Origin of the sequence: Marinomonas algae (assembly GCF_047525555.1) — a bacterium.
Taxonomy (GTDB): Bacteria; Pseudomonadota; Gammaproteobacteria; order Pseudomonadales; family Marinomonadaceae; genus Marinomonas.
On the sequence record NZ_JBLIXK010000001.1, the window covers coordinates 790640 to 811295 of the forward strand.

Here is a 20656-nt window from a genome sequence, read left to right on the forward strand (position 1 = left end):
TTCAAACACAAAATACGCTTACACCATTCAGGTATTTAAAATCGCATCAAAATATGAAGCTCATTCAAAAATAAGGTTTGTCATGAGTGTGACTCAGCCTGAAATGTTTTATTGAAAACACAGGCTATTGGAAGTAGTAATTTGATGAAGTTGATGAGTTTTATTGTTTAATATGTTCCTTACGCCATAGATTTGGAGTCACACCAACAACTCGACGAAAAGCCGCTGAAAATTTACTTGGATTTGAATAGCCAATACTGACCGCCACATCGGTGATATTTAAGTTACCTTGGCATAATAGGCGCTTGGCATATTCCATTCTACGTAAGGTAAAGTACACATATGGCGTGTACCCTATGGCCATAGTAAATGAACGAGTAAAACTATGAGTATCTTGCCCAACGAGTGCGGCTAATTCAGCAACACTGACATCACTGCACACGCTACTTTCGATATAGTCAAGCACTGTTTCAAGATGTCGCTTGCTTAAAGAGTAAACCGATTTTTTCGACATAGGTTTATATTCAACATTACTCAAATGTTTGAGAATCGAATTCAGACCATGTTCAAAAAAAGCGCTTGATAGGCCATGTAATTCAGCATCACGCCATAATGCATTCATAACCGAACTAAGGTACACATCGTTATGCAATTGAGAGGCTGCTGGAATGAAATCTTCCGTTGTATATGTATGTTCTGTAAGAGAATTTAAAGCGCTCAAATTCACCGCAATCCCCAGCATGTCTGTACCAGGAAAAGAACCAAAAACAGACGTGTTTGGTAACGCCATCGTGAAAGTACCTGGGCGTAATACACCTTCAAGTGATGGCCCTTCCCCAGACCTGTGTATTCTTCCAACCTTTGCAGTACACAGTGTTAGCATTAAAAAAGGTGCCGCCTCAAATTCACCTTCAAATGGGGAAAAACGTGCATGAGCAAGCATTGCCATGCCTTTCTGATCGGACACAGAGATAGAAGGTGTTGCCTCTAATTCAGCCATTCTGGCGTTAAAATCGTCAACTTCATTTGACCAGCCATCAGATTCTTTTCTCTGTATATTATTAACCTGAGACATCATTTAATTATCCCTCGTTTTGGAGTATTTTCCTGCTATTGGAGTGGTCATGAGCTAAAAACCGATGTTAGTCTAATTGATAAGCATTATCAATTAGACTATTTGGAGAAGTAAATGACTCAACAGGAAAAACTGAGAAAACTGCTATTACCACTGGTGCTGATGAGTGATATAGCCATGGCTGATGACAGTACTGAAACTGTCAACTTAGACACCATCGTTGTTAGTGCCGAGTTGCTCAACAAGTCCACAAAAGAGAGTGCGCAAAGTGTTGAAATATTTGATGAAGAAGCGCTTAAAAATCAAGCGGGCTTAAATTCTGCTGAAGACGTTTTAAACTCAACTTCTAACATCAATTTAGTCGAAGGTACAGGAACAGCCGCAACAGTGCGAGGCATAGACGGAACAGGTGCCGCACAAAATACTATTGCCATTTACGCAGGTGGTAGACAAAGGCTCAACTACGAAGTGGATGACAGACCATTGTCTTTTAATGAAATTGTTTACAGTGACACCAATTTATTTGATGTAGAGAAAGTTGAAGTACTGCGTGGGCCCCAAAGTACATTATCTGGCCGCAATGCAATGGCAGGTACAATCAGCATCAAAACAAACGATCCAATTTATGAAGATGAAACCATTTTGCGCGCCGCCGCTGGGAATTACGATGCACAAGAACTGTCCGCAGCAGTTAACAGAACCATTGGTGATGATGACACCATAGCTTATCGTTTGACTGCTGACGTAAAAGAAAGAGATTCCACTGTTGAATACGGATCAACAGATAATGTAGATGATGTGAGTCGGTATGAAAGTGTAAACATAAGAGGTAAGTTACTGATAGAACCGGATTCAGAAGACAACAAACGATTACTGTTAGGAGTATCTCATACAGACTACGCTGGACCACACTTAGAAACCGTAGCAGCTCCTTATGAAGACAGAAAAGCCTTTACTTTTGATGGACAGGCTTACCATAACACTATCGCAGACACAGTATCTTTAGATTATTCACAGGATCTCACCTCTGACATGTATTTCCGATTAAACACCTCGCTAACAAACGCAGAATTTATTCGAACAACGGCAGACAACTTTACCAATGTAGACATTGATACCACTGAGATAGTTCTAGAACCTCAGCTCTATTATGGAAATGAAACTTTAAACCTTGTCGCTGGTATCTATTACTACAATGCAGCAGAAGAAGAAGATACTGAATTATTCTCTACTAAATATCGCTACAATGACGATACAGAAGCACTCAGCGCTTATATTGAAGGGTCGTTTAGCTTATCAGATACCCTAACTCTATCAATGGGTGGGCGTCAAGAGCATGAATCAAGGCAACGTGATGGCGGCGTTTACAGTAATGGCACAACAAGTAACGACTTTGATTACGATGAAAATTATTCAGAATTTCTGCCTAAAATTGGCATCAATTGGCAACAATCTGAAACTATTAGCTGGGGTGCACAAATATCAAAAGGCTACAATGCTGGTGGAGCAGGCATCTATTTTGATAGCTCGTTTGCTGTACAGGATTATGATTTTAAAGAAGAAACCTCTTGGACCTATGAAATCTATGGTCGTCAGCAGCTTTTACAGGGTAAGTTAAGTAGTAGCCAAAACCTTTTCTATTCTCGCTATAAAGACCTACAGCTCGCCTATAGTTCAACTGGCGATTTTGATAACGATCTTTCGTATTTAATTGCCAATGTAGACAAGGTAAATACTTGGGGCTTTGAACAAGGCCTAACAGCAATACTCTCCGATGAATTTACCCTATCAGGCAGTTTAGGCTTTCTAAATACTGAGATTGTTGAGTTTTCTAGCGATACCAGTTTAGAAGGTAATGATCTTGCAATTGCCCCTTCCGTTACCTCTAGCATCAATCTAGATTGGCACAAAGACAATTGGACAGCCAACTTAAATCTACGCTATTCAGGTAGTTACTACACCTACCCAAATAATGCATCAGCATCAAAAACAGATTCGTACGTTGTCGCCAATGCACGAGCCACTTATCAAATGGGCAATGCTGAATGGTTCGCTAGCATAGACAACCTATTCGATGAAGACGCCATTATTTATCAACGTTCAACATCGGCCGTATTGTTACAACCACGCACTTTCCTAGTAGGAGTGGAATATACACTTTAAACACAGACACATTAAGTAAACACAGGGGCCAACTTTGGCTAATTTAACACAGGGCTTTTTTACGGAGATTTTTATGAGCCTATTAATCCATGAAACCAAACACTGGCCCCTAATGCTCGCTATTGCTAAAGGCAAGCCCACCATGGAACAACATGTGGAGTCATTAACCCATTGGGATAATTGGTTTGCCGATGAAAAGCCCATTCATGTGATACGTTTTTTTGATGATGCGGATTCCCTTCATCCCCCTTCGGGCGCTGGCAAAATGACCAAGACATGGATGAACGAAGGCGCCGATCATAAATTCCGCACCTTTATAAAAAGTATGGTGATTGTTGTACCAGAAGACCAATATGAGCGCATGAAAAACATGAGTATCACAAAAGTATTTGGTATTCCCGGTGGCATATTTCCCTCCATCCATGACGCCTTTGAATGGTTAGCCCAGCAACCTGACACAGATGTTTTTAGCCATGATGATGCTTGGCGTAATGACATACAAGAAACAATCAACACGCACCTTTTAGAAGAGCAGCCAAAGTGAAAAAGGCCATGCCAGCACCTAAATTTAGAGGTAAAAAATGACAACATATAAACGCTCTACTTGGTCGTTATTGTTTAGCTTATACGCAACACAATATGTAGGGATTAGCTTTTTATTGGTGGCATTGGTGGCTATTTTACGCAGTCAAGGCATGCCTTTAGAGAAATTGGGTATTGTCTATAGTCTCGGTATTTTCTGGGTGTTTAAATTTCTTTGGGCGCCTTTGATTGACCGTTTTTCATTACGTCGATTTGGTCATTACCGAACTTGGCTGCTGATTTTACAGGCCGCCATGATGATCAACTTAATTATTCTGGGCTTTTACAACCTCTCAACCGACTTTGTCTTAGTCATGTCCCTTTGCGCCACTTTTTCCTTTTTTTCAGCGACTCAAGATATAGCAGTGGATGGTTTAGCTTGCCGCCTTCTCAATGTGGACAGCCGCGGAGTGGGGAATGGCATACAGCAAGCTGGCACCATGTTTGGCAGTTTGGTTGGCAGTGGTTTAGTGTTGACGATTTATCCAACAATTGGATGGCTCGGCAGCATGTTACTTATGGCCGGATTGACCAGTATCTCTTGGCTTCAACTGCTTTGGTATGAAGAACCAACAGGAAAAGTACGACCAATCATGGGCTATAAACGTTTATTGAGTTTTTGGCGGTACGTATCAAAGCCATGGCTGGTTCTTTTGTTTTTATACCCAATTGGCGGTGGTATGGCGTACGCCATCATTAATCCTATGCTTGTCGATTTAGGCTGGTCTTTAAGCAGCATAGGAACAGCCATATACCTTGTGGCAACACCGTTCGGCATCGTCTCAGCGTTAATTGCAGGAAAGCTCATTCAGCTTGTTGGAAGGCGCAAAGCCCTACTTGGTTTAATGTCTACGCAAGCCCTATTTTTGTTGGTGCTGTTCATTCCTGCTTACGGTGTGAATGACACACTCACTGTATACGCATGCCTTATCACGTATTTTATTTTCCATTCCCCGATACCTGCAGTGTTATACACCTTAATGATGGACCAAACAGACCCAAGCACTCCAGCAACCGACTTCACCATTCAAGCCAGTGCTCTCATGCTCATTGGAATCATCACATCTGGTGCAAGCACAGCATTAGCAGGCGCATTCGGCTACATTGCGGTTATCTGGATGGCTTCTACGATGTGTGTTGTGGCGTTTATCGCCGTATGGGCAGTGAAATCAATCGACTTGCAGACAGCGCCGAGCAACACATGGACATCGACCAATTAATCGAATCCTGTAAAGCGTTTCAGCTTTCATAAAGTATCATCGAGACAAGTAAGGAAACAGCTCTATGGCTTGCTCAATGATGTCGACTTTTTGGCTTTTCGCTAGATAAATAGCGAAGATCTCTCGGGAATAAACTGGCGCATCTTCAATGATGAACAGCTGGTTTTTCTGTACATATTCAAACGTCATTTGTCGTGGCAAATGAGCACTTCCGCCCGCGTCTAATATGTAATTGAGTGCGATTCTTGGCTGGCTCATACGATGCTTTGCTGGTGGCGAATCTTGAAACGCACGCATGTGTTGAATATTGACCGACTCCCCATAATCCACCATGACATAATTTTCTAACTTGCCCACGCCATTGTAATCTGGGTCGGTCGTCACCAAATGCAAAGGAACGGTAGCGACCTTTTCTGTCACAAAATCTTCCGTGAAAGGCGGTTCAAACACAAAGGCAATGTCGATGACTCGACTCAGCACTTTTTTGTTCAGTTCTGGCGTGGAATAAGTACTGGTGAATAAACTCACGTCTTCTAAATTACGATGAATTTTCTGCAGCCAATCTTGTAGCACGATATCCCAAATCGACATCATGGAACCAATGGTCAATTGGTATGTGTCATTCTCTGCAATGCCCACATCGTGCTTGGTTTTTTGCCACATAAAAATCAGTTCGTTCGCGTGCTTTATAAAGCGATTTCCCTCTGGCGTCAGCTTTAAATGTTTATGACTTCGATCGAACAACAAAACCCCAAGATCGTCTTCTAACAGCTTGATTCGAGCACTCACCGCAGATTGCGTGATGAAGAGATTTTCCGCCGCCATTCTGAAATTTAAGGTTCGGCTGACTTCTAAAAAGGTCTGTAATAACTCAATTTTCACGCTTACTCACCAATCAATTTTTTTGATCAAAGACATCATAATATATCGTTTTGTTGTTTGAACTTTCAACTATACACTGCGCCGATCAAATCAAACAGCCTTGCTAATAAGGGCGAGCCACAGAGGAAAACACTATGAAAATTGCCATTTTATCAAGAGGCCCAAACCTTTATTCAACAAGACGTTTGAAAGAAGCAGGTGAAGCCAAAGGCCATCAAGTCGACATCATCGACACATTACATTGCTACATGGACATCACCAGCAGCCGCCCAACAGTGCGCTATCACGGTGAAGAGCTACCAACATACGACGCCATCATTCCACGCATTGGCTCGTCTATTACATTTTACGGTACCGCCGTGGCTCGCCAGTTTGAAATGATGGGTACCTTTAACGTAAACGACTCTGTTGCGATCAGCCGTTCTCGCGACAAATTACGCTCTTTGCAGTTGTTATCTCGTAAAGGTATTGGCTTGCCAAGAACAGGCTTTGCCAGCAAACCAGACAACATCAAAGACTTGATCAAAAACGTCGGTGGCGCGCCAGTTGTAATTAAATTGCTTGAGGGAACACAAGGCATTGGCGTGGTATTGGCTGACACAACCAAAGCCGCCGAAGCCATTATCGAAGCTTTTATGGGATTAAAAGCCAACATTCTTGTGCAAGAATTCATTAAAGAAGCCGGCGGCGCAGACATTCGCTGTTTAGTAGTCGGCGGTAAAATTGTTGCCGCGATGAAACGCCAAGGCGCAGACGGCGAGTTTCGTTCTAACTTACACCGTGGCGGCAGCGCTGAGATCGTTAAATTGACTCAAGAAGAGCAAGAAACCGCCATCAATGCAGCAAAAGTCATGGGCTTAAACTTCTGTGGCGTTGATTTACTTCGCTCTCAGAATGGCCCAATGGTGATGGAAGTGAACTCTTCACCAGGCCTTGAAGGCATTGAAACTGCAACAGGCAAAGATGTGGCAGGTATGGTTTTCGACTTTATCGAAGAAAACGTCAACCTACCAAGAGACCAATAAGCCACATTGGCCATTAAAGAAATACAGGAGAAAGTTATGGCGATATTATCGATAGGCGAGTTTGACATCGCGCCAGGGGAAACGAAAAAAATCGAATTACCCGTTGCTAAACTTTATACCGGTGCCGATGTATCTTTGCCGGTTTATATCACTCGTGCGAAAAAAGAAGGGCCGACTGTTTTTATCAGCGCGGCGGTGCATGGCGATGAGCTAAACGGTGTTGAAATCATTCGTCGTCTGATCAACCAAAAGAACTTCAAACTCACCAAAGGCACCTTAATTGCTGTGCCTATGGTGAACGTTTACGGCGTGGTGAACCAAAGCCGTTACATGCCAGACCGAAGAGACTTAAACCGTTGCTTCCCTGGTTCAGCAAAAGGCTCTTTGGCTGGTCGCGTGGCTTATACCTTTTTGAATCAAATTGTTAAGCACTGCGACTACGGAATCGACTTGCATACAGGCGCGATTCATCGCTCTAACTTGCCACAGATTCGTGCTGATTTATCGGACGCGGAAACCAAAGAACTGGCGCAAGCTTTTGGTGTACCTGTGATATTGAACTCCAATATTATTGACGGTTCATTGCGTGAAGCCGCCGAAAGACACAAAACCAAAGTCTTGTTATATGAAGCAGGTGAAGCGCTGCGTTTTGATGAGTTTTCCATTTTGGCTGGTATAAAAGGCATCACCAACGTATTGCAACATTTGGGCATGATGCGTAAATCATCCTCTCGTAAAAAAGCCATTACACCGTTTGTTGCCAACGGCAGCCAATGGTTACGAGCGAACGCAAGCGGCGTGGTGAATAACCATTTTCAGCTCGGCGACCAGATTAAAAAAGGCGACACCTTAGCCAATATTGGTAACCCATACGGTGACATTATTGACTCGGTTATCGCAAGCCGAGCTGGCATATTAATAGGCCAACAGAACATCCCGCTCGTGCAAGAAGGCGAAGCCATGTTCCACGTCGCCTACTTCTCGGAAGATGACGAAGACATCGCCGAAGAGATAGAAAACGCACAAGACACCTTGTTACCAGTCACTGACGTTTAAATCAAAAAGCCCGTATCAAACGATATGGGCTTTTTTACAATTGTCTACGAGGGAGGCTTATTGCCCACCAAATCGCTCATAACTTAATTAATCTTACTATTTTTTGCGGCATCTTCCTGATGAAGCCCATTGCCACACCTGTAGCAACTTACTACAATGATAAAAATCAATGAGGAAAGAATCATGGCAACAGCAAGCATTAGACTAGACCAAGACTTAGTTGAGAAAGCGACCATTATGGCTAAAGCACTCAACCGAACACCACCAAAGCAAATCGAACATTGGGCGAAAATTGGTGAAATGATGGAAGACAACCCAGACCTTCCTTATGAGTTTGTAAAGCAAGCCATTATCGCCAAAGCAGAAAAAGAAGCAGGTAAATTAGAGGCCTACGAATTTGGCGAATAACATCCAAGTATTACAAACCTCTAGTTTTAAAAAAGCCGTCAAGAAGCTTCACAAAAACCAGAAGACAGATCTTGATAAGGCGATCCGCGACTTAATGGAAGAGCCAAAACTGGGAGAACAAAAGAAAGGCGACCTTTCTTTCATGCGAGTCTATAAATTCAAAATGGCCAAACAACTGACCTTACTGGGCTACAGCTATGAAGATGGCGCTTTGGTACTTGAATTGCTCACACTTGGCTCACACGAAAACTTTTACAGAGATGTCAAAAAGCTTTTTTGAGGTGTAACGCCTCAAACAGGGGAGCCGCTTTTTGGCGTCCCTTGCCTTGGATTGTTAGGAAGCTGTACGCCCGCTTCAATTCCTTTCTTTTTGTAGTGTTCAAGCATGTAGTTAAGAAACTCCGGATTGAGTTGAGCACCACATATTGGTGCTAACTGTTGGCCTGCCTGAGTTAAAACGACATTACCGATTTCTAGGTTGTTATTTGATTCTTTAGGCATTACAAAATTAATAGGGATGCCAAAGCTAATTAACGTTACATTTTTCGGTAAATTTTGTAGTTGAAAGTTCTGGAGGAAATTAAACTTGATAAGTCCGATAGATTCTAAATGGTTTAGAGCACTAAAGTTAATCCCGTTTTTTGTATATATTTCTGCTTTGTGATCTAAGATCAAAGGAAAAACATCACCTCCTGAAATAGAAAAGCTGCATAGCTTGGTGAACAGATGCGCATCAGGTCTATCGAGTGTAGAAATTAAATCTACGGTTCTCTTAGAATAAGATCCGGGCTTATTTGCCTCTCCCGCAAGCAAACTAGACCAAAGCCCCTGCATTTCGCTATCGGATACATTTCTGCACTTTTCAAAGAAATGTGAAATCCAATCATCTTCCACATTTTCAGGCGAAGCATCATTATTCAAAGAATTTGTTGCTTGAGCAGTTATAGATTCAATATTCTCTTGCTTTCTACCTTCCTCATAAATTAGTCGCTCCATCGCTCTCTGCTGAATTTCAGTTGCTTCTATTTCCCCAAGGGCTCTTATTTTAGTCGCCTCGACCTCAGCTTTGGCGACACGCTTAATCTTTGTTGGCTCATACAAGGTACCAATAGCATTGGAAACTTTGTCAATAAGTACCGTTGCTGGCTTCGATAGGTCACCGAAATTTATCAGACTGTTTCCTTCACTCATTTCATACTCCTATTTTGGCTTCCTAACAATTTACTCTGCCATTTAAGCGACTTTGTACGAAGCGTTTTTTCAGACCGTTGAAATTAACACTTCCCTTTGTATGTCTTGCATATTCTCGCTCTAAGTCGAGTCTGTCAATTTTAATATCTCTAAAAAGCCGCGCGCGGTTTTTCCTTTATTTCAGTCGCGTCGCTAGTCCTTTATCCATGAGAGAGCTAATGCTCCCTTTGTTGGTCTAAAGACCAACCTACGTGAGATGGCAGATTATGCTTTGCTCATCGTGCACTACGTTTATGAACTCAGGGTCAAAGCCCTTTTTGATCAAAACTTTAGTGTTGCAAGTTATGAGGATCAAAAAGGGGTTCGACCCTTCAGACCAATCAGGTAAGTATCAGTCAATAAAAAAGCGAGCCGGAGCTCGCTTTTTTATTCTAAGGCGATGATTAACTCAAGGCTTTAGAGTGGTGTTCTAAATGCTCGTCGATGAAGCTGGCAATGAAGAAGTAGCTGTGGTCGTAGCCCGCTTGGCGGCGTAGCGTGATTGGGTGTCCGACTTTTTCACAGGCGGCTTCTAAGGCTTCAGGCTTTAGTTGTTCCACTAAGAAGTTGTCGGCTTCGCCTTGGTCGATGAATAAAGGCAGACGTTCTGCGTTTTCTCCTAAATTCTCAACTAAGTTTTCTACCAAGTAAGTCGCGTCCCATTCGTTCCAAGTAGTTTTGTCTTCGCCCAAGTATCCAGTGAAGGCTTTCTCGCCCCAAGGACAATTGGTTGGGTTGACGATGGGCGCGAAGGCCGAAACCGACTGGTATTTGCTTGGGTTCTTCAAGGCACAAATCAAGGCGCCATGTCCGCCCATGGAATGGCCTGTGATCGAACGTTTGTCTGTCACGGGGAAGTTTTCCTCGATCAAGCTTGGCAGTTCGCTCACCACGTAATCGTACATGCGATACGTATTCGAATATGGCGCAACCGTGGCGTTCACATAGAAGCCCGCACCAGAGCCGAAGTCGTAACTTTCGTGTTCATTCGGGTAGTCCGTGCCACGCGGGCTGGTATCTGGGCAAACGATCGCCAAACCTAGCTCCGCCGCTTTACGAAACGCGCCAGCTTTTTGGATGAAGTTTTCATCTGTACAGGTCAAACCTGACAACCAATACAACACAGGCACGCTTTGTGTTTCCGCTTGCGGTGGCAAGTAGATCGCAAAGGTCATGTCGCCTTTTACCGATGCGCTTTCATGGCGATAGCGTTTCACCCAACCGCCATGGCTTTTTGTGCTAGACAGTAATTCCATCGTTCTATTCCTTATTGATCAAATAAGATCACGGTACGAATACTCTTACCTTCGTGCATCAAATCGAACGCTTTGTTGATGTCTTCCAAGCCCATTGTGTGGGTCACGAATGGGTCGATTTCGATTTTGCCATTCATGTAGTCTTCCACATAACCCGGTAATTGGCTGCGGCCTTTTACGCCACCAAATGCGGAGCCCTTCCAGACTCGGCCAGTGACCAATTGGAATGGACGAGTGGAGATTTCTTGGCCTGCGCCCGCCACACCGATGATGATGGACTCGCCCCAACCTTTGTGGCAACACTCAAGCGCTGAACGCATAAGATCTACGTTACCAATACATTCAAACGAGTAATCCACGCCGCCGTCTGTCATGTCGACAACCACTTGCTGAATTGGCGCGTCGAATTTTTTCGGGTTGATGCAGTCTGTCGCGCCGAATTGTTTCGCCATTTCGAATTTCGCTTCGTTGATATCGATGGCGATAATACGACCCGCGCCTGCCATGCGTGCGCCTTGGATAACCGACAAACCAATGCCGCCCAAACCAAACACGGCAACAGTTGCGCCTTCTTCTACTTTCGCTGTGTTCAATACTGCGCCAATGCCCGTGGTGATACCGCAACCGAGCAAGCAGACTTTTTCCAATGGCGCGTCTACGTGAATTTTCGCCAAAGACACTTCCGCTACCACGCTGTATTCCGCGAATGTAGAGGTGCCCATGTAGTGGTAAATTGGCTCGCCGTTGATGCTAAAACGGCTTGTTCCGTCTGGCATAACACCTTTACCTTGGGTTTCACGAACCGCTTGGCACAAGTTGGTTTTGCCTGATTTACAGAATTTACACTCGCCACATTCTGCGGTGTAAAGCGGAATAACGTGATCGCCCACTTTTAAAGACGTGACGCCTTCACCGATGGCTTCAACAATGCCCGCGCCTTCGTGACCAAGAATAGCTGGAAAAATGCCTTCTGGATCTTCACCCGATAAGGTAAAGGCGTCGGTGTGACAAACGCCCGTTGCCACCATGCGAACCAAGACTTCACCTGCTTGCGGATCTTGTACGTCAACTTCTTCGATTCTAAGTGGTTGGCCTGGGCCCCAAGCGACAGCGGCTTTACATTTCATAGTGTTCTCCAAAGTGTGTGTTTTTAATTACCAGTTACACAGAGCTTAGTCCTAAAAAATTAGCGCGATAATAGCTATTTCAGAAAATGATTATTGCCATATAACAACAATCATTTGAAAAAGCCTCATTTTAGTTATAATGTAACAATTAACTAACTCTGAAAATAAAGAGACATTTATGAAAAATTGGGAAGCCATGGAAGCCTTTGTTGAAGTTGTGCGCCAAGGGAGTTTTTCCGCTGCGGCCAGTCAATTAAATGTTTCCGCCTCACACATCAGTCGATTAGTTTCTCAACTGGAAACAGATCTCGGTACAACACTATTATTCCGCACCACAAGACGAATTCGTTTAAGTGAGTCTGGCGAGCTCTATTATCAGCATTGCCGAGACTTACCCAGCGCACTGAGTAGTGCAGAAGAAGTGATTTCGTCTCTCAACCAAGCGCCTATTGGCAGTTTTAAAATGACCTGCGCCACCACATTTGGTGAGCGTTATATCGCACCGTTAATGAACGATTTTTTATCAACGCACCCACAAATAGAGTTGGATTTTCACCTAACCAACCGCCCTGTGGATTTAATCGAAGAAGGCTACGATTTGGCGATTCGCATGGGTTCCATGAAGGATTCCAGCCATTTGTCTCGCCGGTTATGCAATCGTGTCGAGTATCTTTGTGCCTCACGAGAATATGTAGATCAACACGGCATGCCACATACACTGACAGAACTGAACAAACACCAGTGTTTAACTGGGTCAAAAAACCATTGGCAGTTTCAACAAAATGGTCAGAGAAAAGAGCTTAAGATCACCAGCCAGTACCGCAGTAACTCAGGCTTGGCTTTATTAGATGCCGTAAAAAAAGGCTTAGGAGTCGCACAGTTACCAGATTATTACGTCAATGACGATCTCGCTTCAGGAAAGTTAATCGCCCTTTTACCTCAGTATCAATACCCTTACAGCGGAGTTTGGTTGGTTTACCCGAAAGTGCGACAAGCATCGCCTAAATTAACCGCTGTTTGCGATTATTTAATTGCTCGCTTTGCTGAAAACAGCACCTTTCGATAAGACACTTTCGGCTTATTCACTGGATGATATAAGCAAATAATGTGCATCTATTAGCTTGATATTTCACTCCCAGACGCGTAGATTCCCCGAAAAATAGCAATTACTTATATTTTATGACTCGAAAAAATCACGCCATATCTTTACTGCTTGTTTGCTGGCTGGCGTATTTTACTGTCCCTGTCATAAATAATATCGGCGTGTTTAATGGCATTTATGTCATGCTTTGCGCCACTAAAGGCGTGATGATTCATGAGTTTAATCCGCCTACCTCCAGCTCGACTCACCTTCATCATTCTGATCATCACGCTCACCACCATATGATCTCGCACGCTGATCACCAAATGGGCTTAAGCGACTCTGAATCTTCGACTCAAAGCGCAGAAGATCACGAAGCCGAAGGCTGTCCATGCATTCACTTTTTCTTTGATACAAAGTTTCGTTTAGAACATAACTCGGCGCTTGTAAAAGCTTCTCAACCGATTATTCATGATATTCAGGCATCGCCTATCTCTACAATTTACGGCGTTCAGGCTAGAGGTCCACCGATTATCCATCTCATACATAACACATTTACAACATTTACATGATGCCCTGATATGAGATTGGGGCATGATGATTTTTTATGCCCAAATCTAACAAGGATCTATTAGATGTTTGGTTCAAAATCTTTTTACATGTCAGTCTGGCGCTGGCACTTTTTCGCTGGCCTTTACGTCGTGCCTTTTTTAATCATGCTGGCGATAACCGGCCTTATCATGCTGTATGCACCGATTTTTGAGCGTTTTCAGAATTCAGGCTTATATCAAGTCGAGCAAGTGACTGATCAGCCTATTTCTTACGAGGCGCAATATGAGCTGGTGATGGCAAACTACCCTGACGACTCGATTTCACGCTTCTACCTTCCAGCCGCACCAGAAGAAGCAACACGCTTTCAAGTGCAAACGGAGGATGACACTATTCAAGTGTTTGTCGACCCATACAAAGGTGAAGTCTTAGGTGACCTGAGTATTTCGCTGTCCTTATATTCTTGGGCGGACGATACTCATGGCACCTTCATGATGGGACTAACTGGTGATCGAATGATTGAGATTGCCGCCAGCCTTACAGTTCTTCTTATCCTGACAGGTGTGTTTTTATGGTGGCCAGCAAAAGGCCAATCGAAACTAAAAGCCGCTACTACCGTTAGTAAAAAGAATGGACGTGTTTTTTGGCGTGATCTACACAGTGTTGTTGGTGTGTGGGTTGCCATTATTTTACTTTTCTTTTGCATTTCTGGTTTGTCTTGGGCAAGCGTCTGGGGTGGAAAGCTAACACAAGCATGGAGCACTTTTCCGATGGCAAAAAGTGCATCAAGCGTCTCTTCTACCCTTACCCATGAAGATCTAAATGTTAAAGGTTTGAAGCAAATCCCTTGGGGACTTGAACAAGCGCCGCTGCCGGAATCAACAGCAAATGGTCCAACCAGTATCACTCTTGATCGAGTGGTTGCTGATGCAAAAGCAATGGGCTTTACACAGTTCCAAGTACATTTCCCCAAAAATGACGTGGGCGTTTACACCGCCACAGCCAGTACAATGGGCAAAGACATTAAGAACGCATGGGACGACAGAACCGTGCATTTTGACCGCTATTCTGGATCTGTTTTAGCGGATGTCGGTTTCATGGATTACAACTGGTTTGCAAAATCCATGGCTGTGGGTATTGCTCTACACATGGGGTTATTTGGCGTATGGAACCTTATCCTTTGTACTATTTTTGCCTCATCCGTGATTTTATTATGCGTTTCGGGCGTGATCATGTGGTGGAAGCGTCGACCAAGTACGAGCCTCACATTATCACCGCCGCCAATGCCAAAAAATCTTGCTCGTTGGAAACACGCAGTTTGGTTTTTATTACCTGTTTCGCTTCTTTTCCCAATGGCTGCCATCGCAATAATGAGTGTGGTGATTCTGGATAGGGTTACCAATTTTGTGGTTCCAAAACTTCGTAACCTTTGGGCTCAGTAGACTTAATCTAAACTAACTATACTGATATGAAATCAAAGCCGCTTTCTATTGAAAAGTAGAAGGCGGCTTTTTTCGTATTTTATGTTTAAATACGACCACTGTTAATGATTAAGTGAGCGTCATGTTTTCCCAAGAAGATCTTATTCAAGTTGCCCGTCAAACCATGCCTTTTGGTAAGTATCAAGGTCGTGTATTGGTGGATTTACCCGAAGAATATTTACTCTGGTTTGCGAATAAAGGCTGGCCAAGTGGTAATTTGGGTCAATGGCTGCAACTGGCGTTGGAAATCAAGATCAATGGATTAGAAAAACTGGTTGAGCCATTGCGCCAACCTTCAGAAGAGAAAAAAGGCGACGCTAAGGCAAAGGTGCGCATTCGGTTTGACGACTGAGTTTCCTCACTAACAGCGATAAAAAAACACACCGTTTTCTTCTTTCTCTACAACAAACCCCAAGCGTTCAGCCACTTTCATGGACGCCATGTTGTCTTTTTTGACTTGAGCCGTCAGTGGTTGCTGGAAGCTTTCGATGAGTTGCGACAGCATCTTATGGGCAACACCTTGTCCTCTCGCTTCTGGAGCAACGGTCCAAGACAACTCCCATCCATCGCCTTCTTTATCGGCTCGACAGGTTCCCACCAGCTTGCCATCTAATTCTGCTATCCATAAACGTCGCTGTTCTGGCTTCTTTAAAGAGGACTCAAGCCAAGCAAGATGATCTTCTAAACGAACCTTGTCTGTGTTGTGTGACGCCGCCCGTGTTTGTGGATCATTACGCCACGCCAACAATGTCTTTGCGTCTTGCAAGGTCGCGGCTCGTAAACTCAATCTGTTTGTCATGTGTGCCTACAAAATAGTGTCTTCTTTAAAGCAGTATACCTACTGACTTGCCTTTGCCGATATCTTAGCAGAGTAGAGAGGTGATTTTTGAAGAGTACAGAAGTGATTTCTAAAGAGTTCAAAAATGACTTTTAAAAAGGTATAAATTATTTAACACGTTATTTATTACGAAGAGGAAGCAAGCTCATGGAAATCCGAGTGGATGATTTATCTGGCCCTGAAGTACGACAATTACTAACCGAGCACCTTGACGATATGTACGCCACTTCACCAGCGGAAAGTGTTCATGCCCTTGACCTGAGCGAACTTCAACAACCAAACATTACCTTTTGGACCATCTGGGAAGGCAATACCTTATTAGGAAGTGGCGCACTAAAAGACTTAGGCAATCAAGAAGGTGAAATTAAGTCCATGCGCACCACCGAAGCTGCTCGTAACAAAGGCGTCGCCTCTCACCTTTTGCAATTCATTTTGGAAAGCGCCAAGCAAAACAAACTCACTAAAATCAGTTTAGAAACAGGTACTCAAAACTTCTTTGCGCCTGCACGAAACCTCTACAGCAAACACGGCTTTGAAGAATGCGGCCCCTTTGCAGATTATCAACTAGATCAATACAGCGTATTTATGAGCAAGTGTTTATAAACACGCTGCACTCAAAAGCAAAAAAGCCAGCTCAAGGCTGGCTCATTTCAAAATTTGGAAAAGAGGATAACCAAATTATGAAATCCTTTTCAGTAATTACAAACCACCGTTTGTTAACTTAGCAGGATCAAGCAAAGCCATTAACTCATCTCGACTTAAATCCGTTTGCTCTTCGGCCACATCCACTACTGGGCGTTTTTCTCGATACGCAGTTTTCGCAATTTCAGCCGCTTTACTATAACCAATGATTGGATTTAATGCGGTAACAAGAATCGGGTTACGATGTAACGCTTCATTTAGCTTATCTTCATTTACCGTCAATGTGGTAATGGCATTGTCTGCTAGCAAATGACCACTGTTTGCCAGTAGTTTAATGCTATTCAGCAAGTTCTTCGCAATCATTGGCAACATGACGTTCAATTCAAAGTTACCGGATTGACCGCCGATCGTAATCGCTGCGTCATTGCCAATAACTTGCGCCGCGACCATAGCTGTGGCTTCCGGAATCACTGGATTCACTTTACCTGGCATAATGGATGAACCTGGCTGTAAGGCTTCTAGGGTAATTTCCCCCAATCCCGCCAATGGGCCGGAGTTCATCCAGCGTAAATCGTTGGCAATTTTCATATAAGTGACCGCGACGGCTTTTAGCTGACCAGACAAAGCAACAGCCGTATCTTGCGAGCCAATCAAGGCAAAAAAGTTTTGACCTGGTGTAAAGGTCACCTTGGTTAAATCAGACAGTTCTTTTGCAAATAGAGAGGCAAACTCAGGGTGTGCGTTGATCCCTGTTCCTACTGCCGTACCACCTTGCGCGAGTTGTGATGTTTTGCTTTCTAGGTGTTTCAGATTATCTATATTGTCTTGTAATTGCGCTGCCCAAGCGTGGAAAGTTTGATCCAAACGCACTGGCATAGCGTCCATTAAATGGGTACGGCCTGTTTTAGTAAAGCCAGCCAGAGAATCGCCTTTTTGAATAATGGCTTGTTTTAAGTATTCCAACGCAGGAAGCAAATGCCCTGTTAATTCCAATGTGGCACTCACATGAATAGCACTTGGAATAACATCGTTACTGCTTTGTCCAAAGTTCACATGGTCATTCGGGTTAATATCCAAACCATGGTATTTGGTTGCTAGCGTCGCAATAACTTCATTAGCGTTCATGTTTGAACTGGTACCGGAACCGGTTTGGAACACATCCACAGGGAAGTGCTGCATTAAGTTTTTGGCGTTCAGCAAATCATCGCAGGCATTTTGAATAGCCGCTGATTGTTCTGGTGTAATGCACTCTAAGCTCTGGTTAGCTCGTGCCGCGGCTGCTTTGATTAAGATAAGAGAGCGAATAAAAGCTTCTGGAAGTGGCTCATCACTGATGGGGAAATTGTTGATTGCCCTTTGAGTTTGCGCGCCATATAAAGCGTCTTCAGGTACGTTTAATTCACCCATGCTGTCTTTTTCAATACGCATTTTCATTCTAATGATGTGTCCTTATTGTTAGTAAGAAGAAATAAAGTAATGGCTCAAAGTACGCAGACTGTGCTCCATTTTGAAATAGCTTCTGGCATCTTGATACGTCACGATTAAGCGTTTTAGCTGTGATAAAGGTAAGTACACTTTATCAAGGCAAGTTTGACGCCAGTGAGGAGGAAGGCTGGTATCGCAAACAGTATCAAGCAATACGTTAAAGACTCGTTGATGCAGTGATGTGGCATCAGGAATACTCAGGCGCTCAGCGTATTCTGTTGTTAGCGTTAGGTAATGGTCGAGAATCTCTGGCGAGTCTGCACACTGACCCGCCTGAATGGTTTGTTCAAGTACTGAGAATGGCACTAAGTAGCGAGTCATTGCTTTCTCCTTTCAAACATATAAATGATAACTATTATCAATATGTACCTAGAAGAAAGTTCTGTCAAGATAGTTGATAACGATTCTTATTAATTTTCATTTTTTTGACTCGTCACCGTTTTTTCCTACAAAAAAGCCTCTGCTGCGATAAACGCAACAGAGGCTTTCTTTCACTCAATAATTACTAGTGGTGATGACCGCCTACACCGTGTGCATGGCCGTGAGCAATCTCATCATTGGTTGCGTCACGAGTCTCAACAATCTCAATATTGAATGTAAGATCTTTTCCTGACAATGGGTGATTCAAGTCAACCGTTGCATGTTTCAGACCGGCTTTGATGATGGTTACCTGACGCATGCCTTTGTCTGTTTGTACCATAGCAACCATGCCAGGTTTCCAGCGTTTCGCGCCTTGCAAGTGTTTGATTGGCATTTGCTGTGTGCGATCTTCATGACGCTCGCCATAAGCTTCAGCACAAGGCACTGTTACTTCAAATTCATCACCTACTTCTTTGCCTTCCATTGCTTTTTCTAGTCCCGGAACAATGTTGCTGTGACCGTGAAGATACGCAGCTGGGTCATTGCCCGCGGACGTCTCAATCAAGTCTTCTCCATGACGTAATGTGTAGTGAAATTGAACAACTTGATTATCTGCAATCGGCATAGGGTTTCCTCTATTCTTCATTCTGGGGGAAAGCATTACTGCTCATTTTAGCGCGGCATTATAAAGGCAACCTAAGAACTTAACTAGAAAATAGAGAGCTCTAGGGATTCTTCTTTAATAATAATGTCTTTCACCAACGCTCCGGCTGCTTTTTCAAATGGCGAATGATTCAGAACATACACAGGATACTTAGCAAAATGCTGAGCCAGCGCTTGCTCCAAATCGCCATGCAAAGAACCCAGCGTTGAACGTAACATTTGCTCACTAAAAGTAGAGCCTTGTACGTCTATTTTTGTGATTCTCGGGCCAACTAAGTAGAGCTTATCGCCTTCAATACGAACACCAGACTCAAACGATGGGCGAACCACAGTAGTCAATGAAAACTCTTGACCAAATGCCGTTAACGTCCCTTTTAAATCACTCACTAAATCCACAATAACCAAGCCACCATCACGGGCGGTGAAATCTATGTCCGCTTCTGTCACCAACAAATCCAAGTTCAAAACATTACCATCGATGTTGAAGGTAATTTTGTTCTGCTGTGATTCTTCAAGCTGCTTTTTAACCTCTTGATTGACTTCCTCTTCACTCACTAAAAAGCTATTACAGCCGCCTAACAGTAAAGTGCTTGCTAATAAAGTCAGTGTTAAAGCTCGCTGAAAGATCTTCATTTACTTGCCTCACTCGATTCACTCTGTCGGTTCCAATTGGTATTACGCTCTTCATACCAAAACCGCATAAAATCTTCTGTCACCTTTTGCTCAATACCTACGGCTTCTTCTGTTGGGCAGAACAAAGACACGGTGAATATGTTGTAACCCTCTGGCGTCGTCGTGATTCGAACACGAGGTTCAGGGCCTGAAATTTTAATGTCCAAACGTTTTTCAATTAAGCTGTTGTAGCGAATCGCTACTTCATGGAAATGCTCACTGTATTCGCGAATTTTCTCCAGTATCTGCTCTTTAATCACAAATAAATTCACATCATCCGTATTACGTGAAATAGAGAAATTATGAGTAACGTAACGGCGCATATAATTCAGGTTTTGCACAGTATGAACGAGTAAAACACTGTTTGGCACTACGGTAGTACGACCTGTATATGCATAGCTACCGCCTTTTAAATCGACTTCAAACAGAGTCGTAGAAAGCCAATCGCTGTCGGTGACTTCACCTTCATAGTTGGCAATACGAATCCAATCACCTACTTGGTAAGGCCTTGTACTGGCCCGGTAAAAAGCACCCACAATGCAAGCTATAAACTCTTTCGTTGCAATGACCAATGCCACCATGAATGCTGCGATGGAAATGGCGATATTTTGAAGCTCAGACGACCAAATTAAAATAAAACCAACAACCAGAAAGAGGTTGAAAATATTGTCTACGGTGTTAATTCGCTGACGTTTTTTATCGTGTTCTATCGTCTGATTCAAACGAATTAGACGTTTTGTATAGCGTCTTACGACATAAAAAAGCAGTGCCCAAGCCACTGTTAAAGTCACTTCAATATGTTCAGTTACGACAGAAAAATCTAATTGGGATAAGTCGAATTGCATAAAAACCATTTCCTTT

Annotated in this window: 23 protein-coding genes; 12 read left to right on the forward strand and 11 right to left on the reverse strand. The window is 43.4% G+C overall.

What is annotated here, in order from left to right; translation table 11 throughout:
- Positions 1-160: 160 nt before the first annotated feature.
- Entirely contained in the window at positions 161-1078 is a 918-nt protein-coding gene (locus tag ACMUMQ_RS03695; RefSeq protein WP_414680658.1) for a helix-turn-helix domain-containing protein, read from the reverse strand.
- Between the two features lie 111 nt (positions 1079-1189).
- On the opposite strand from ACMUMQ_RS03695, the gene ACMUMQ_RS03700 reads away from it, so the two are divergent.
- The 3 genes from ACMUMQ_RS03700 to ACMUMQ_RS03710 all read left to right on the forward strand — a co-directional run bounded on the left by ACMUMQ_RS03700 (position 1190) and on the right by ACMUMQ_RS03710 (position 5040).
- Positions 1190-3238 carry a TonB-dependent receptor gene (locus tag ACMUMQ_RS03700; RefSeq protein ID WP_414680659.1) on the forward strand — a complete coding sequence of 683 codons (2049 nt, stop codon included), beginning with the start codon at positions 1190-1192 and terminating at the stop codon, positions 3236-3238.
- Positions 3239-3311: 73 nt separating this feature from the next.
- Complete coding sequence (locus ACMUMQ_RS03705) at positions 3312-3782, forward strand: hypothetical protein (RefSeq protein ID WP_414680660.1); 471 nt, start codon at positions 3312-3314, stop codon at positions 3780-3782.
- Positions 3783-3819: 37 nt separating this feature from the next.
- Positions 3820-5040, forward strand: coding sequence for an MFS transporter (locus ACMUMQ_RS03710; protein ID WP_414680661.1), 1221 nt, complete (start codon positions 3820-3822; stop codon positions 5038-5040).
- 36 nt (positions 5041-5076) lie between these two features.
- Here ACMUMQ_RS03710 and ACMUMQ_RS03715 read toward each other — a convergent pair whose 3' ends face one another.
- Positions 5077-5922: a LysR family transcriptional regulator gene (locus tag ACMUMQ_RS03715; protein ID WP_414680662.1), complete on the reverse strand. Its 846-nt coding sequence runs from the start codon at positions 5920-5922 to the stop codon at positions 5077-5079.
- Positions 5923-6056: 134 nt separating this feature from the next.
- On the opposite strand from ACMUMQ_RS03715, the gene rimK reads away from it, so the two are divergent.
- From rimK to ACMUMQ_RS03735, 4 genes are all read left to right on the forward strand, one after another.
- Entirely contained in the window at positions 6057-6947 is an 891-nt protein-coding gene (rimK, locus tag ACMUMQ_RS03720) for a 30S ribosomal protein S6--L-glutamate ligase (protein ID WP_414680663.1), read from the forward strand.
- Positions 6948-6983: 36 nt separating this feature from the next.
- Entirely contained in the window at positions 6984-8003 is a 1020-nt protein-coding gene (locus ACMUMQ_RS03725; RefSeq protein WP_414680664.1) for a succinylglutamate desuccinylase/aspartoacylase family protein, read from the forward strand.
- A gap of 183 nt (positions 8004-8186) precedes the next feature.
- Positions 8187-8411, forward strand: coding sequence for a TA system antitoxin ParD family protein (locus ACMUMQ_RS03730; protein ID WP_414680665.1), 225 nt, complete (start codon positions 8187-8189; stop codon positions 8409-8411).
- Positions 8401-8691: a type II toxin-antitoxin system RelE/ParE family toxin gene (locus ACMUMQ_RS03735; protein WP_414680666.1), complete on the forward strand. Its 291-nt coding sequence runs from the start codon at positions 8401-8403 to the stop codon at positions 8689-8691. The genes ACMUMQ_RS03730 and ACMUMQ_RS03735 overlap by 11 nt, the downstream gene beginning before the upstream one ends.
- Positions 8692-8702: 11 nt before the next feature.
- Here the strand turns inward: ACMUMQ_RS03735 and ACMUMQ_RS03740 are convergent, their stop codons facing one another.
- From ACMUMQ_RS03740 to ACMUMQ_RS03750, 3 genes are all read right to left on the reverse strand, one after another.
- On the reverse strand, positions 8703-9602 hold the full coding sequence (locus tag ACMUMQ_RS03740; protein WP_414680667.1) for a DUF2806 domain-containing protein: 900 nt from the start codon (positions 9600-9602) through the stop codon (positions 8703-8705).
- 443 nt (positions 9603-10045) lie between these two features.
- Positions 10046-10897, reverse strand: a complete 852-nt coding sequence (gene fghA / locus ACMUMQ_RS03745; protein WP_414680668.1) for an S-formylglutathione hydrolase — start codon at positions 10895-10897, stop codon at positions 10046-10048.
- A gap of 11 nt (positions 10898-10908) precedes the next feature.
- Positions 10909-12024 carry an S-(hydroxymethyl)glutathione dehydrogenase/class III alcohol dehydrogenase gene (locus tag ACMUMQ_RS03750; RefSeq protein ID WP_414680669.1) on the reverse strand — a complete coding sequence of 372 codons (1116 nt, stop codon included), beginning with the start codon at positions 12022-12024 and terminating at the stop codon, positions 10909-10911.
- Between the two features lie 178 nt (positions 12025-12202).
- Here ACMUMQ_RS03750 and ACMUMQ_RS03755 point away from each other — a divergent pair, with 178 nt between their 5' ends.
- From ACMUMQ_RS03755 to ACMUMQ_RS03770, 4 genes are all read left to right on the forward strand, one after another.
- Positions 12203-13090 (forward strand): LysR family transcriptional regulator, encoded by an 888-nt coding sequence (locus ACMUMQ_RS03755; RefSeq protein ID WP_414680670.1) that lies wholly within the window; start codon positions 12203-12205, stop codon positions 13088-13090.
- Between the two features lie 113 nt (positions 13091-13203).
- Positions 13204-13677, forward strand: a complete 474-nt coding sequence (locus tag ACMUMQ_RS03760; RefSeq protein ID WP_414680671.1) for a hypothetical protein — start codon at positions 13204-13206, stop codon at positions 13675-13677.
- Between the two features lie 63 nt (positions 13678-13740).
- Positions 13741-15096 carry a PepSY-associated TM helix domain-containing protein gene (locus ACMUMQ_RS03765; protein WP_414680672.1) on the forward strand — a complete coding sequence of 452 codons (1356 nt, stop codon included), beginning with the start codon at positions 13741-13743 and terminating at the stop codon, positions 15094-15096.
- Between the two features lie 121 nt (positions 15097-15217).
- A complete protein-coding gene (locus ACMUMQ_RS03770; protein WP_414680673.1) occupies positions 15218-15487 on the forward strand; it encodes a DUF3820 family protein in 270 nt (89 codons plus the stop codon).
- A gap of 9 nt (positions 15488-15496) precedes the next feature.
- On the opposite strand, the gene ACMUMQ_RS03775 is transcribed toward ACMUMQ_RS03770, so the two are convergent.
- Positions 15497-15934: a GNAT family N-acetyltransferase gene (locus tag ACMUMQ_RS03775; RefSeq protein WP_414680674.1), complete on the reverse strand. Its 438-nt coding sequence runs from the start codon at positions 15932-15934 to the stop codon at positions 15497-15499.
- 186 nt (positions 15935-16120) lie between these two features.
- On the opposite strand from ACMUMQ_RS03775, the gene ACMUMQ_RS03780 reads away from it, so the two are divergent.
- The gene (locus ACMUMQ_RS03780; RefSeq protein WP_414680675.1) at positions 16121-16576 is read left to right on the forward strand and encodes a GNAT family N-acetyltransferase; all 456 of its coding nucleotides are present in this window, start codon (positions 16121-16123) and stop codon (positions 16574-16576) included.
- A gap of 96 nt (positions 16577-16672) precedes the next feature.
- Here the strand turns inward: ACMUMQ_RS03780 and ACMUMQ_RS03785 are convergent, their stop codons facing one another.
- From ACMUMQ_RS03785 to ACMUMQ_RS03805, 5 genes are all read right to left on the reverse strand, one after another.
- On the reverse strand, positions 16673-18049 hold the full coding sequence (locus tag ACMUMQ_RS03785; RefSeq protein WP_414680676.1) for a class II fumarate hydratase: 1377 nt from the start codon (positions 18047-18049) through the stop codon (positions 16673-16675).
- A 21-nt stretch (positions 18050-18070) separates the two neighbouring features.
- A complete protein-coding gene (locus ACMUMQ_RS03790) occupies positions 18071-18421 on the reverse strand; it encodes a hypothetical protein (protein ID WP_414680677.1) in 351 nt (116 codons plus the stop codon).
- A gap of 184 nt (positions 18422-18605) precedes the next feature.
- Positions 18606-19085 (reverse strand): FKBP-type peptidyl-prolyl cis-trans isomerase, encoded by a 480-nt coding sequence (locus ACMUMQ_RS03795; protein WP_414680678.1) that lies wholly within the window; start codon positions 19083-19085, stop codon positions 18606-18608.
- Positions 19086-19168: 83 nt separating this feature from the next.
- The gene (locus ACMUMQ_RS03800) at positions 19169-19756 is read right to left on the reverse strand and encodes a DUF1439 domain-containing protein (protein ID WP_414680679.1); all 588 of its coding nucleotides are present in this window, start codon (positions 19754-19756) and stop codon (positions 19169-19171) included.
- A complete protein-coding gene (locus ACMUMQ_RS03805) occupies positions 19753-20640 on the reverse strand; it encodes a mechanosensitive ion channel family protein (protein ID WP_414680680.1) in 888 nt (295 codons plus the stop codon). The genes ACMUMQ_RS03800 and ACMUMQ_RS03805 overlap by 4 nt, the downstream gene beginning before the upstream one ends.
- Positions 20641-20656 lie beyond the last annotated feature (16 nt).